This is a genomic window from Sunxiuqinia rutila (assembly GCF_050589705.1).
Taxonomy (GTDB): Bacteria; Bacteroidota; Bacteroidia; order Bacteroidales; family Prolixibacteraceae; genus Sunxiuqinia; species Sunxiuqinia rutila.
In genome coordinates this window covers 369,459-383,754 of the sequence record NZ_JBNGOT010000001.1, presented here as the reverse complement: position 1 = coordinate 383,754, position 14,296 = coordinate 369,459, and the positions used below count along the sequence as shown (strand labels likewise).

Below are 14,296 nucleotides of genomic sequence, written 5' to 3'. Positions count from 1 at the left end.
CTGCCGCCCGTTTCAACCAAGAGGCGTAGCAGACGCAAGCAACCCAAATTTGTCTCTATGAAGGAAAAAGTACAAGTAGCCAGGTACTTATTTTTTGACTTTATCGCAGCTGCAACCAGCTGGACTTTGTTTTACGTCTACCGCAAGCGCCATATCGAACCGCAGCTGTTCCAGGTTGATGTTCCGTTTGAATTGACCCAACAGTTTTTCCTGGCTTTAGTGCTAATCCCTTTGTTTTGGATTTTCATTTACTATTTCTCAGGCTATTACAGCAACATTTTCCGAAAATCGCGCTTACTGGAGTTGGGGCAAACGTTCCTAAGCTCCTTAACCGGAGTGGTCATTCTGTTTTTCTGCTTTCTGCTTGACGATTACATCAGTGGCTACCAGGACTACTATAAATTATTCGTCACCCTTTTTCTGCTCCACTTTTGTTTCACCTATCTCTTTCGGCTTATTCAAACCAGTCGAATTATACGCCGGATTCATCAGCGTGAATTCGGATTTAACACCTTGCTCATTGGAAGCAATGAAAAGGCCCTGAACATTTATCGCGAGCTAAACAGTCAGCCCAGGCCTGCCGGCTTTCAGTTTATTGGTTTCCTGACCATTGATGAGGATGATCCGCAAATACTTTCGCCAGAGCTTCCCAACTTGGGGAACTTAAATGACCTTGCCACCATTGCTGAAAAGCACAAACTGGAAGAAGTGATCATTGCCATTGAATCGTCCCAGCATGATTTGCTTGCGCCTGTTTTAACCGCCCTCCAAAATCTGAATCTAACCATCTGGGGAATTCCGGATTTATACGATTTATTATCCGGGAATACCCACAGTCGTATTATATACGGTAGCCCGCTTCTGAAAATATCCAACGGCATTTTGCCCGACTGGCAAGCCAAACTCAAGCGACTGATTGACATCAGCTTTTCCGTTCTGGCAATTCTTTTCTTCTTGCCTCCCAGCCTTATCATTGCCATCATCATCAAACTTCAAAGCAGTGGGCCGGTGCTTTACAAACAAGAACGAATTGGACGGTTTGGCAAACCGTTTACCATCTTTAAATTCCGAACCATGGTCCGGCATGCAGAAAAGAACGGCCCGGAACTATCCGGAGAAAATGATCCCCGTATCATCCCTGTCGGGCAATTTCTGCGACGAACACATCTCGATGAAATTCCCCAGTTTTTAAATGTCATTAAAGGGGAGATGTCGTTGGTCGGTCCACGTCCGGAGCGTAAGTACTTCATTGAACAGATTGTGAAACAAGCGCCGCACTTCAGTCTTTTGCACAAAATCCGGCCCGGAATCACCTCTTGGGGACAAGTAAAGTACGGGTACGCTTCTTCGGTTGACCAGATGATCAAACGACTTCCTTACGACTTGGTTTATTTGAATAACAGGTCGATTTACATCGATTTCAAAATCTTAATTTACACCCTCATTGCCTGCTTTAAAGGTGATGGAAAGTAAACTAGCCCAACGTGTATTTTCCCAAAACATGGTATTTTGAGCCGGAAGGAGACAAGTGACTCTCATACAATATCAATTCATCAGCAATCACATTTTGAATTGCTGTTGTCCGCAACTTTTCCATCGTGGCTTCAAAATGCTCGACGTTATTGGGGCGTTTAAGTCGCCCCAGCGTCAGGTGCGGATTGTACTTTTTGGAAGATTCGATTCCGGCATTTTCCAGCTCCGCTCGGAGTTTTTTGGCCAACTCTACCAATATTTCGTCGGTTTGTACCCCAAGAAAAATAACCGATGGAATTCCCCGGTGCCGGAAATAAGCCAATCCTCCCAGCTGAAATGAAAACGATTTGGTATGCCTGGCTACCCGATTGAGCACAGCCTTCACCTCGCCCAGCTGGTTTGCTGAAAGGTCCCCCAAAAAACGAATGGTCAAATGCTGATTTTCCTCAGGCACCCACCGAATCCGCTCCTGCTTCAGCTCTTGCTTTAACTGTTGAACATGTTGCTGAAGCACCGGCTGCAAGTTAATTTTAAAGGCAATAAATACGCGTTTTACTTCCATTGCTACCCGTTACATATGAAATTGGTTCAAATAACTCCGGCCTCAATCCTCAGAATAATCTGTTCGATTAATAGGTCTTCAATCACCGGATCGTACTCCTCTTTCAGGTCGTTACCAAACAAGCGTGCCACCCCTTGCCAGAAGAAAGCTACCAATCCCCCTTTCAGGTCTCGAATCAGCTCGTACGAAGTATGCCCGGTCTGACGGTCAATCAATTTGATCAGAATCCGCCCTTCCGAAATGGACAATTTCTTCAACTCCGGCCCATATTGGTCAAACAGTTCTTTCTCTACCTGTTTCACATATTTCCGGCGCTCTTTCTCGGTCGCTGCAGCCAAGTACTCCGCTTCATATTTTTCCAGAAGCTCAGCCGCCTTGGTCGCATACGGATACACTTTTTTGACCTTTCGCTCCAGCCGGTAATAGCGCTTTTCATACCTCCGGTTTTTAAACTTCAACTTAGGGAAAACAGGGATTTCCTCCAGATTCTGATGAGGCAAAGTATCCCCATTCGACTCAACACCCTCAAGCCAATGCAGCGAATCCGGCTCCTGAGCCATTCCTGCCAGAGCCAGACTAAAAAACCAAACGAATAAAATCAAATAGTTTTTCATGGTACCCTGCGAAGATAATGACATGTTATTTAACTTGAAACGAATCAGGCTTGTTTCAGATTAGCTTCGGTTTAGAGTTACTATATTTGTGCAAATCTTAGAAAATGGTCACATGTCTGAAAGATTAAAAGTAAACGTAACATCGGAGTTCGGCAAACTCGAAGGCGTCATTGTACATACTCCGGGACTGGAAGTGGAGGAAATGACCCCGGAAACAGCCAAACGGGCTTTATACAGTGATATCCTGAACCTGGCAGTTGCCGGAAAAGAATACATGCAACTGAAGGGCGTCTTATCCAAAGCCAGTCGTTGTTTTGAAGTGAAAGACCTGCTTAGCGATGTGCTTAGTAATGATCTGGTGCGACAAAAACTGTTGCAGGAAATATGCACCGCCGAGAAAGCGCTGGACATCCTTCCAGCCTTGCTCGAAATTGACGCAAAAGAACTTGCCCGCCAGTTGATTCAGGGAGTTCCCATCAAGCGTGACAACCTGACTCGCTACCTGAGCCAGGAACGTTTTAGCCTGACTCCACTCCATAACTTTTTATTCACCCGCGACGCTTCCATGTCCTTTTGCGACGAGGTTGTCATTGGGAAAATGGCCAACAAAGTTCGCGACCGCGAGGCTTTAATCATGGAGACCATCTTCAACAACCATCCATTAATCGAAGCCCGGACCTTAAACCCCTTGAATGCTGAAGGCCTAACGCCTGACAAAAAAATCATGATTGAAGGCGGTGATTTTCAGGTGGCGCGTGAAGATGTGCTCGTAATCGGAACCGGTATCCGAACCAGTACCGAAGGAATTGATTTTATTCTGGAAAGCATCAAGGCTAAAAAGGAGAAAATCCACCATGTCATCGTGCAGGAACTGCCCGATATGCCGGAGTCATTTATTCACCTCGATATGGTTTTCACCTTTCTGGACCGCGATGCCTGCATGGTTTACGAACCCTTGATTTTAGGTACCAATCGTTACCACACCATTCATATTCAAATTGAAAACGGAGAAGTTTCATCCATTCAAGAAGAGAAAAACCTGCCGGAAGCGCTGAAGAAACTCGGCATGGATCTGAAACCGATTCATTGTGGTGGCAGCAAGGACATCTGGACTCAGGAACGGGAACAATGGCACAGCGGAGCCAACTTTTTCGCCATCGCCCCCGGGCAGGTTATTGGCTACGAACGCAATGTTAATACGGTGGAAGAGCTCAACAAAAATGGCTTTGAGGTCATTAAGGCCGAAGATTATATCAGCGGGAAAGCAACGCTTCCGAAAAACCAGAAATGCGTGATTACCATTGCCGGTTCTGAACTGGCACGCGGTGGTGGCGGAGCCCGGTGTATGAGCATGCCTTTCCGCCGAAAGTCGATTGAGTGGTAGCTCTGAGCAAAGCCATTACAAAAGCTACCGTGCTATTATTTATGATTTAAAAATGGAGAAAACAGTTCTGTTTTCAATTTGAACTAATTTTGATGCGTAAACTACGAACAAACGAACTCGGGCGAATCAGTGCCGAAGAATACAAAAAGACAGAAAAGACGCCCTTAGTGATTGTACTGGACAATATTCGCAGCTGCAACAACATCGGCTCAGTATTTCGAACATCCGATGCCCTGCTGATTGAAGCAGTGCACTTATGCGGCATTACAGCTACCCCACCCAACAAAGAAATTCATAAAACAGCTTTGGATGCCGAAAAATCGGTTCCTTGGACTTATTTTGAAAAGACCGAAGATTCCATTCAGCAACTAAAAGAAGAAGGCTACCGCATATTTGCTTTGGAACAGGTCGAAAACAGCATCATGCTTCCGGATTTTGAGGTAAAGAAAGACGACCGCTTAGCGCTGGTCTTTGGCAATGAAGTAAAAGGGGTACAGCAACAAGTCATTAACCAGTGTGATGGCGCCATTGAGATTCCTCAGTTTGGGATCAAGCATTCCTTCAATGTCTCGGTTAGCGCCGGCATTGTGATGTGGGACCTGTTTAAAAAGTTCCGCTACTAATTGAATTCCATTTCAGAAAAGACATAAAAAAAGCGACTTCAAATGAAGTCGCTTTTTTTTAGCTCATCGATCTTGATCGATGTTATTATTTTACAATTCCTTGAAATTTAGCGTCATCCCAGTATTTAGCAAATTCTAAATCTGTAGCTGCTTTTTCTTTCAACTCAGGTTTCATATCAACTGCTTTTTCAAGGCTTTCGTACATCAGGTTTTCTTTAGCTGTACGAGCACCAACAACTGCTTTGAAGTATTCTTTCATGTAGCAGCCTTCCCAAGTGCAGTTCTCCAATGATTTCAACGCACCATTATTATCACCAGCAAGGATTTTAGCCAAACCTACGTTTGGAGAATCGCTGTCGCCAAACAATTGAACGGCTTTGTCATACTCACCTTTTTTCAGGGCAACAATTCCTAAGTTGTAGTTAACTTCTTCGCCAGCACCTGAAGCAGCACCGAATAAAGTTTCCGCTTTGTCCAAATCACCTTGACGTAGAGCTACAGTTCCCAGGTTGTTTTTGATGATTGGCTCATTGCTTGCCAAGCTTTCAGCTTTTTCGAACAATGGTTTTGCATCATCGTATTTTCCTTGCTGAGCCAAGATCATACCAGCGTTGTTATGACCTCTCCAGTCTTTAGGATAAACTTTGATAAATGAATTGTAGATCGCCAGTTTTTTGTTTTGGTCAGCTGTTAAAGTAGCAGCGTAAAGCAATTCTGCTGGGTTCAATGAAGCTGGATCAGAGTCAGCCAAAGCGGCGATTTCTTCGTCCGTTTTACCAATCAGGTCAACGTTGGCAGAAATTTTAGCACGACGCAATTTTGGAAGAATCTCGTCAGCAACAACTGTAAAGGCTTCAGACAAGTTTCTGATTTCACGCTCACGTACTTCAGGATCTGAGTACATCGAAAGAACACGCAAGATCAATTCTTTATCCTGGATGTTAGATTTTTCCATCATTTCCTGGAAACCTTCCCAGTCTTCCGGAGTGAATTTTGTTTTCAATTCAGCTTCCACTTTTTCTTTTTTCAATTCTCTGGCAACAACTTTGTTTGAAGAGTTTTCACGTTGCTCAGACAATTTTGTGTTCCAATCCAACTCACCATCAGGAGAAGCATAAGCTGAAACTTCAACATTTTTCAACTCTTTGCGCTCAGCCTCGAAAGCGTCTTTCGCGTAAGCATACAATTCTTTTACATCTTCGCTTTTCAATTCAGTTCCACGAACGTAAGAGCTGTTGATTAAGTAGTGAATGTCAGCTACATACTGATCTGGCACAATGCGTTGGAATGCATCGATGTTTGGATCGTAAACACCTGTTGTGTTTTTCTCACGCTGAATACCAATGATTGGCATGGGGTAGTTAATGGCCATTTCTGAAGTTGACAACACACCGTCAGCCACTTTGATCGGCTCGAAATCCAAACTCTTAGATCCTTTTGACGCAGTAATACGAATTTCAAGATCAGAAACACGCATGTCATCATCATAAGCTACCGCATCTTTGTATGAAAAGTTTCCACCAGCATAGCTAATCACTTTATTGTTGGCGTCTACTTTTTCCCCTTGAAGAGTTACTGATTCGAATGCAGTTTCACCACCGTCATATTTTAAGACCGGAGTCGCTACAATTGTGGCTTTTTTGTTGAAATATTTTGCCGGGAAACGGCCATCAATAGCAACATCCACATCGCCACCGTTGGCTTCTAAAATTTCCGGAGTTACTTTGAAGTTAATGTCATCTGCATTCTTTTTCATCTTCTTAAGGCTGGAGCAGCCTGCAAAAAGCACTGCAGCCAAAACAAAAAAGGATAGAGTTTTTAAACTAAGTTTTTTCATGTCGACAGTATTAGAATATTTAATTTTGAATTAATTCGGTACTTGTACACAAAAATAGCAATGTTTTGACGAAATAAAAGCATTGTTCGAACTTTTTTAATCCATTAAAACCCTGTTAATCCCACTGGAATAGTCGGTTTCAAAAATAACGGAAAGCAGTTGGCGAAAATGAGTTTCATCATGCACAAAATCAATATTATTCGTATCAATTACCAGAATTGGAAAATCATTTTGTTGCTTAAAAAAACAGAAATATCCCTGACGGATTTGCTCCAGGTAAGCCGGATCCATATTCTGCTCGTAAGCCCGTCCTCTTTTTTCAATATTGCTTAGCAGTTTTTCAACATCAGCATGTAAATATACGTAAAGATCAGGCTTGGGCAACTTGTCGTAGATGATGTTAAAAAAACGTTGATACAACACATACTCATCGGGCGACAGGGTGGTTTGGGCAAAAATCAGCGATTTCATAAAGTAATAGTCCGAAACAAGGAACGAGCTGAAAAGCTCAAACTCACGAATGTTGTTTTTCAACTGGTTGTAGCGGTCAGCTAAAAACGACATTTCCAGCGGAAAGGCAAACTTCTCACGCTCGTTGTAAAATTTGGGCAGAAACGGATTGTTATCAAAGCCTTCCAATACAGTTCGGGCTTCAAATTCCTCGGCAATCTTATTGACCAGAGTTGTTTTCCCCGAGCCAATATTTCCTTCTATGACTAAGTAGTTGATCTTCATGTCAAAAAAAATCCCGGAAGCTTCATCTCTTCCGGGACATAAAAGTACAATAATTTCCTGTTGATTGGCAAGATCTCTTGCCTCATCTGCTGATGGTGAATAACGATTTCAGCCCAAAGCTGATGATAGTATGTATTCGGTGAGTGTTTACATCCTCATACCCAGATGGAAAAACAGAAATGACCAAACATCGGTGTATTCCTCAATTACTTTGGCGGTGGGCTTACCTGCTCCATGCCCAGCTTTGGTGTCAATCCGAATCAAGGTAGGCTGCGATCCGCTGTGCCGTTCCTGCAAGCGGGCAATGTATTTAAAGGAATGTGCCGGCACCACGCGATCATCATGATCTGCTGTGGTTACCAAAACCGCCGGATAGTCAAGATCTTCGCGAATGTTGTGATAAGGAGAATAGCCGTAGAGGTACTCAAACATTTCCTGGCTGTCTTCGCTGGTTCCGTAGTCGCCGGCCCAGGCCCAGCCAATGGTAAACTTATGAAACCGAAGCATGTCCATCACGCCAACAGCAGGCAGGCCTACCTGAAACAGCTCCGGACGCTGATTAATGACTGCCCCCACCAGTAAGCCTCCGTTCGATCCTCCCATCAGGGCCAGTTTCTCACTCGAAGTATATTTTTCGGCAATCAGGTATTCTGCCGCAGCAATGCAGTCGTCAAATACGTTTTGCTTATTCAACTTGGTGCCGGCCTGGTGCCAATCTTCACCGTACTCACCGCCACCCCGCAGGTTAGCCACCACATAAACTCCACCATTGTCAATAAAAACCATGCGGGTGGTAGAGAAAGAAGGTGTTAAACTTACGTTGAATCCGCCATAACCATATAACAAAGTGGGATTTGTTCCATCGAGCTTAAGACCTTTTTTATGCACAATAAACATTGGCACACGCGTCCCGTCTTTCGAAGTGAAAAACTCTTGCTTGACAATAAAGTCATCCGGATTAAACTTCACTTCAGGGCGATAAAACAGCGAAGACTCCTGGGTTTCAACATCAAACTGATAGATTTCACCCGGTGTATTGTAGGATGAGTAGCTGTAAAAAGCTTCCGGCTCTTCCTTCTTTCCCGAAAACTGGCCGACACTTCCAAGCCCGGGTAGTTCAATCTCATACTCCAAAGCGCCATCGTAGTCATAAACTTCCACCACGCTGTGGGCATCTTTCATGTATTCGGCCACGATGCGGCCACCAACAAAACTAACGGTCTGCAGCACCTCGTCTTTCTCCGGAATGGTTTCAACCCAATTTTCCTCTTCCGGATGCTTCACATCAATCTTCACCAACCGGTACTTCGGAGCTTTATAGTTGGTCCGAACAAACAGGTTGTCGCCAACATTATCCTGAACATGAAACTCATAATCCAGCCGGTCCATTAACGAAACATAGGCAGCATTTGTACGGGTTAAATCTTTCACCGACAAGGCATTTCCATGCGAAGCCTCACTTACCGACACCAGCAAGAAACGCTTATCTTCAGTAACTTCGGCACCAAACATGCGCTTAGGCTTATCCTGATCTTCCATGATCAGCTGATCCTCAGCTTGCGACGTTCCAAGCTGATGATAGTAAATCTTCTGATATTGATTGGACTCTGACAGTTCAGTCCCTTCCTCTGGCCGGTCATAAGCACTGTAGTAAAACCCATTGTTGTACCAAGCCAATCCGGAGAACTTCACCCATTGAATCTGGTCGTCAAGCAGCTTCCCGGTTTCAAGATCTTTCACAAAGATTTCATTCCAATCAGAGCCTGACTTGGCCACCATGTAAACCAGGTATCGTCCATCTTCCGAAAGTTCAACCCCTGACAAGGCGATGGTGCCGTCCTCCGAAAAAGTATTGGGATCGAGAATGACTTCCGCTTCTTCGCCCAGCTTTTCGGTGCGATACAGAACATTTTGGTTTTGAAGCCCATTGTTTTTGAAATAAAAATATTTTCCAGCTCTTTTAAATGGGGTACCATGTTTGGGGTAGTCCATCAAATCGGTCAGCTGTCCTTTAATTTCCTCCCGGTAAGGAAGTGCTTCCAGGTAATTAAAGGTCACCTTGTTTTGTTCTTCAACCCATGCGGCTGTTTCAGCTGAGTTATCATCTTCCAGCCAGCGGTAAGGGTCAGCTACTTCCGTCCCAAAGTAGGTATCTTTCACCTCGCCTTTGGTGGTTTCCGGATAAGGTATTGTGGATTGGTTTGTACAGGAACTCATCAATACAAAAACGAATAAGTATAAGCTATTCTTCATGATCGGATATATTTGTTTTGCAAAAACTAAAACCTATCCGTATTCAGCTCTGGTAAATAATTACAATATTTTATTTTCGGATCGGATTCGCGCGTCTTTCCGATTGCCAACCAACTGGCCAGCCAGTAAGCCAAAAACAAGGCCAGGGATAAGAAAAAACCAGCGATCGGTAGCGGGAAACAGCAGGCTAAGCAGGAAACCAATTACGCCGGCCACTACAATAAAGTAAAAGCTGTATGAATAAGTATAGAAATAAGGCGGATAAAAGCCATGCTCTTTTTTCAGATGGCGAGCCAGCTTATCAATATGCTTGTCGTAGCTACGTCGTTCTTTGCCAATATGCGTAACAGCCTGCTTGATCGATGCCGATTGCTCTTCGATTTCCGGCTTTAACTGCTTACAGTGCGGACAACCATCCGAGAACTCATCAATCCGGCTAAGCATGCGAAGGTATTCGGCAACTCGCATAAAGCGCAAATCACTTGCTTTGGTTCCTTCCAGCTCCTGCTCAATATGAGCGGTTAATTTCTGACTCCATTCTTTCATAATAGAAGAAAAAAAATGCCCGACAAGCGGGCATCTATTTATAAACTAGTATTAGTCTCTGTTTTCTCTTGGCGGACGACGATCACCCCGGTTGTCGCGGTTTCCTCTTCCGTCCCGACGGTCACCTCCATCACGGCGTGGCGGACGACGATCGCCTCCACGGTCGCTACGTTCGCGCTCCACATATCCTTCCGGTTTTGGAAGTAATGCTTTGCGAGAAAGTTTCAGTTTCCCATCGCGGTCAATATCCAGCAGTTTCACTTCTACCTCATCACCCACTTTCAAGGCGTCTTCCACATTGGTCAAGCGCTCCCAGGTAATTTCAGAAATATGAAGCAAGCCTTCTTTGCCCGGCATAATTTCAATAAAAGCTCCAAAAGTGGTGATATTCTTCACCTTACCTTTGTAAGTTTCTCCTTTTTCAGGTAGTGCAATAATTCGTTTTACGCGCTCTTTAGCAGCTTCCAACGCATCTTTATTCAATCCTGAAATTTCAACCCAACCAAAATCATCGCGTTCTTCAATCACAATCACCGTGTTGGTTTCTTCCTGCATTTGCTGGATATTCTTACCTCCAGGTCCAATGATTGGTCCAATCATTTCCTTCGGAATCTGAATGGTTTCAACGCGTGGTACGTTTGGTTTGTATTCGGCACGTGGCTCAGGAATAACCTCAAGGATTTTTCCAAGAATATGCTCGCGGCCTTTTTTGGCTTGATGCAAGGCTTGTGTCAGAACTTCATACGAAAGTCCGTCTACTTTGATATCCATTTGAGTAGCCGTAATACCTTTTTCGGTTCCGGTTACTTTGAAGTCCATGTCACCCAAGTGATCCTCATCACCCAAGATGTCAGAAAGAACGGCAAATTTACCTGATTCCTTATCTGAAATCAATCCCATGGCAATACCTGAAACCGGACGTTTCATGTTCATACCGGCATCCAACATACACATTGTTCCGGCACACACAGTAGCCATGGACGATGATCCGTTTGACTCCAGAATATCAGAGACAACGCGCACCACATAAGGGAAATCCTGAGGGATCATGCGTTTCAGGGCACGGAATGCCAGATTACCGTGACCAATTTCACGACGACCCAGTCCGCGAGGTGTTTTTGCTTCACCCACACAGAAAGGAGGGAAGTTGTAATGCAACAGGAATTTTTCGGTTCCCTGGAAAGTTACATTATCAATCTTCTTAATGTCCATTTTTGTTCCCAAAGTAATGGATGAAAGCGATTGGGTTTCGCCACGGGTAAAGATGGCTGAGCCATGTGCACCTGGCAAGTAATCCACTTCACCCCAAATTGGGCGAATTTCGTCTGTTTTACGACCATCCAGACGAATACCTTCATCCAAAATCATGCGACGCATGGCCTCGCCTTCCACTTTGTGGAAATAGCGACGGATTAGTTTTTCGTCCTGTACCAGGTCAATTTCTTCATTCTCAGCATTGGCTTCCAAGTAAGCTTCTACGTAGTCATCCACAATCTTTGCAAACGACTCAATACGAACTTGCTTGTCTGTAATTTGCTGCTTGGCAACATCATAACAAGGCTGGAACAAATCAGCCTCTACTTTGGCTTTCAGCTCCTCGTTGTTTACTTCGTGACAATACTCACGTTTCACAACGCCTACTTCAGCGGCTAATTCTTCCTGTACTTTACAATGAACTTTAATGGCATCGTGAGCAACTTTAATGGCTTCCAGCATCTCTTCTTCGGAGACTTCGTCCATTTCACCCTCTACCATCATAATATTATCGTAGGTAGCTGCCACCATAATATCGATGTCAGCTTCGTCCAACTGAGCGCTGCTAGGGTTAACAATCAATTCTCCGGCAACACGGGCTACGCGCACTTCAGAGATGGGTGCTTCAAAAGGTACGTCAGAAACGGCAATGGCAGCAGACGCAGCCAGCCCGGCCAATGAGTCGGCCATGACGTTTTCATCGTAGGAAATCAAGCTGATCATCACGGCTGTTTCAGCGTGGTAATCAGAAGGGAATAGCGGACGAAGAGCACGGTCAACCAAGCGGGCAACCAAGATTTCATCGTCACTTGGGCGAGCTTCACGTTTTAGAAATCCACCGGGGAAACGACCTGCAGCCGAGAATTTTTCACGGTAATCAACCGAAACAGGCATGAAGTCAACATCTTCTTTAGCTTCTTTGGCTGAAACCACCGTGGCCAGCAACATGGTGTCACCCATTCTAACGACAACTGCACCATCAGCTTGCTTAGCCAAACGACCCGTTTCAATCGAAATGGTCCGGCCATCGCCAAGGTCAATCGTTTTAATAATTTGATTCATAATCAATTTTTCAGATAAAATTTAACAATACGAACTAAGTCGAATGGTGGTGGGGATTTCAAAAATAAGAAAAGGCAATAACTTTATTGCCTTTTCTTTTGTAAAATTATCGACGTAATTTCAATTCTTTAATAATCGCACGATATCTTTCGATATCTTTATTTTTCAAGTAGTCAAGCAAGTTACGACGCTTACCTACCAAACGAACCAAGGCACGCTGTGTACTATAGTCCTTTTTGTTTTTCTTCAGGTGTTCGGTTAAGTGAGAAATACGGAAAGAGAACAAGGCGATTTGTCCTTCTGCAGTACCAGTATCTTCTGCGTTTTTACCAAATTTTTTGAAAAACTCTTTTTTTGTTTCTGAAGTTAAATACATTTTTTCTTTTTTTAATTGTGATACAATTTTTAAACCGCTGCATCGCTTTCAATTACAACCGCTTAAAATTAATTCCAAAAAACTTCCGCAAAAGTAATGAATATTCTTTGATTATCAATCCCAAAGATTGATTTTTCAGCCAAAAGAGTGCCTCATTCTGAATTGTTTGAAATCCGAGTCCACTTTCTGCAGCAGGCTGCCCTGCCTGATATCAGCCCAACCTTCAAACGACAGTAAATCTTTCAGCCAGGCCCCCATGTTCCTTACATCTATTTTTGCTCAAACGCATGATTAACGAGCTTCACACCCAAATGACACTGCAAGCAACGCTTTGGAGTGCAATAGCTATTTTTCAATTGAATCAAAGCCTGGCTGTCAAAAGCAGACCGAACCGATACTCCCAATTCTTTCCAGTTCGAAATAATGGAATTGCTTTCGGCCGGTAGTTTCTCCAAAAACTGCAGAGCCCTGTCTTTCAAGTATTGCCGGTTGTGGTATTCGCCATAAACGAACAAGAAAGGCACGACCGTATTGATTAAGATGTTTTGAAAGGCAGTATCGCCCAATAGCTTAGGTCGGTTGCCCGATTCTTTGTTGAAACGATAATGGGTATCCCAATAGCCCGAAGCCTGAACCCGAAACAATTCACGGATGTCATGCAAATTATCCTTTTCAACCAAATTCGAAAACAAAGCCGAAGAGTGGTGCACCAAGGCGGCAAACTGTGCCAGCCGAACCGTCGGAAAATTGACCGGACGCAGTCGTAAAAATTTCCAGAGATGAGCCTCAATGGGCTTTAATCGGTACTTTTTATACAAAAACCCGTATTCTTTCCGTAAGGCCAGAAAGTAATCGTCCCCCAACAACTGTTCGTTCAACAAGCCGGCAGTTCCAAACAGTAAGGCTTCCAACTGAAACAGGTCATTCTTATGCTTCGCCAAAGTTTGAACCGGTAAAGCCCGGGCTAGCAGCTCAAACGGCAGGGCATTGGTTTTCAAGCCGAAATTACGCGCCAGAAACTGGTAAAAGGTTTCGTTCCAATCGTTCTTGTTAAGTGTCAGCTGGTCAACAATAGCCCGTGTTTTTTGCTGCAAGCGCTCCACCATCAGCCCATGAAACCAAATCTGCAAAGCCATAGGATCTATTTCATGAAAACGGTCGGCACACGCAATCCAACGATCAGATTTCAGCAATTTTTGATAATTCTCTTCCAAGTAAGATGGATACTGAAGCACCAGACTTGGAACCTCTTCGCCTGCTGAGGTTTTCACTTCTACATTGTTTTCGCGCACCACATGCAACACCACGTTGTCATAAGCGGCATCCTTTTCATGCTGGTGCAGGTACCAATCCGATGCTTTTTGATGAATCTCAACATTGCCGGCCCAGGTTGTTTCACCAATCTTAACCCGCGTGTTAAAAAAATCGGGACCAGCATCGGTATTCGGCTGCCCGGGATGAACCACCTCGACCACTTCCCCATCTTCGGTCTTCAAATTACCCGCCGTAAATAACCGGTGCTTCCATATAAACTGAAGAAAAGCCTCGTTCATAATGACTTATTTTCCACTAAAGTT

12 protein-coding genes are annotated in these 14,296 nt (G+C 44.2%); 3 read left to right on the top strand and 9 right to left on the bottom strand.

The genetic code is table 11. The features are described 5' to 3' along the window. Window positions 1–57 precede the first annotated feature (57 nt). Window positions 58–1,473, top strand: coding sequence for a sugar transferase (locus tag ACRD6K_RS01415; protein WP_430971766.1), 1,416 nt, complete (start codon window positions 58–60; stop codon window positions 1,471–1,473). 1 nt (window position 1,474) lies between these two features. Here the strand turns inward: ACRD6K_RS01415 and thpR are convergent, their stop codons facing one another. Next, entirely contained in the window at window positions 1,475–2,035 is a 561-nt protein-coding gene (gene thpR, locus ACRD6K_RS01410) for an RNA 2',3'-cyclic phosphodiesterase (RefSeq protein WP_430971765.1), read from the bottom strand. 26 nt (window positions 2,036–2,061) lie between these two features. Continuing rightward, window positions 2,062–2,673, bottom strand: a complete 612-nt coding sequence (locus ACRD6K_RS01405; protein WP_430971764.1) for a DUF4294 domain-containing protein — start codon at window positions 2,671–2,673, stop codon at window positions 2,062–2,064. 88 nt (window positions 2,674–2,761) lie between these two features. On the opposite strand from ACRD6K_RS01405, the gene ACRD6K_RS01400 reads away from it, so the two are divergent. Both ACRD6K_RS01400 and ACRD6K_RS01395 read left to right on the top strand, forming a co-directional pair. Then, window positions 2,762–4,033: an arginine deiminase gene (locus ACRD6K_RS01400; protein WP_430971763.1), complete on the top strand. Its 1,272-nt coding sequence runs from the start codon at window positions 2,762–2,764 to the stop codon at window positions 4,031–4,033. 92 nt (window positions 4,034–4,125) lie between these two features. Continuing rightward, window positions 4,126–4,656 (top strand): RNA methyltransferase, encoded by a 531-nt coding sequence (locus ACRD6K_RS01395; protein WP_299578237.1) that lies wholly within the window; start codon window positions 4,126–4,128, stop codon window positions 4,654–4,656. Window positions 4,657–4,741: 85 nt separating this feature from the next. Here ACRD6K_RS01395 and ACRD6K_RS01390 read toward each other — a convergent pair whose 3' ends face one another. The 7 genes from ACRD6K_RS01390 to ACRD6K_RS01360 form a co-directional block, all read right to left on the bottom strand. Further along, window positions 4,742–6,493: a tetratricopeptide repeat protein gene (locus ACRD6K_RS01390; protein ID WP_430971762.1), complete on the bottom strand. Its 1,752-nt coding sequence runs from the start codon at window positions 6,491–6,493 to the stop codon at window positions 4,742–4,744. Between the two features lie 96 nt (window positions 6,494–6,589). Then, entirely contained in the window at window positions 6,590–7,228 is a 639-nt protein-coding gene (locus ACRD6K_RS01385; RefSeq protein ID WP_430971761.1) for a deoxynucleoside kinase, read from the bottom strand. A 147-nt stretch (window positions 7,229–7,375) separates the two neighbouring features. Further along, on the bottom strand, window positions 7,376–9,481 hold the full coding sequence (locus ACRD6K_RS01380) for a prolyl oligopeptidase family serine peptidase (protein WP_430971760.1): 2,106 nt from the start codon (window positions 9,479–9,481) through the stop codon (window positions 7,376–7,378). 60 nt (window positions 9,482–9,541) lie between these two features. Continuing rightward, on the bottom strand, window positions 9,542–10,027 hold the full coding sequence (locus tag ACRD6K_RS01375) for a hypothetical protein (RefSeq protein ID WP_430971758.1): 486 nt from the start codon (window positions 10,025–10,027) through the stop codon (window positions 9,542–9,544). A 51-nt stretch (window positions 10,028–10,078) separates the two neighbouring features. Continuing rightward, window positions 10,079–12,343, bottom strand: coding sequence for a polyribonucleotide nucleotidyltransferase (pnp, locus tag ACRD6K_RS01370; RefSeq protein ID WP_299578242.1), 2,265 nt, complete (start codon window positions 12,341–12,343; stop codon window positions 10,079–10,081). Window positions 12,344–12,449: 106 nt separating this feature from the next. Beyond that, window positions 12,450–12,719 carry a 30S ribosomal protein S15 gene (gene rpsO / locus ACRD6K_RS01365; RefSeq protein WP_299578243.1) on the bottom strand — a complete coding sequence of 90 codons (270 nt, stop codon included), beginning with the start codon at window positions 12,717–12,719 and terminating at the stop codon, window positions 12,450–12,452. Between the two features lie 269 nt (window positions 12,720–12,988). Next, on the bottom strand, window positions 12,989–14,272 hold the full coding sequence (locus ACRD6K_RS01360) for a DUF2851 family protein (RefSeq protein ID WP_430971757.1): 1,284 nt from the start codon (window positions 14,270–14,272) through the stop codon (window positions 12,989–12,991). Between the last annotated feature and the right edge of the window lie 24 nt (window positions 14,273–14,296).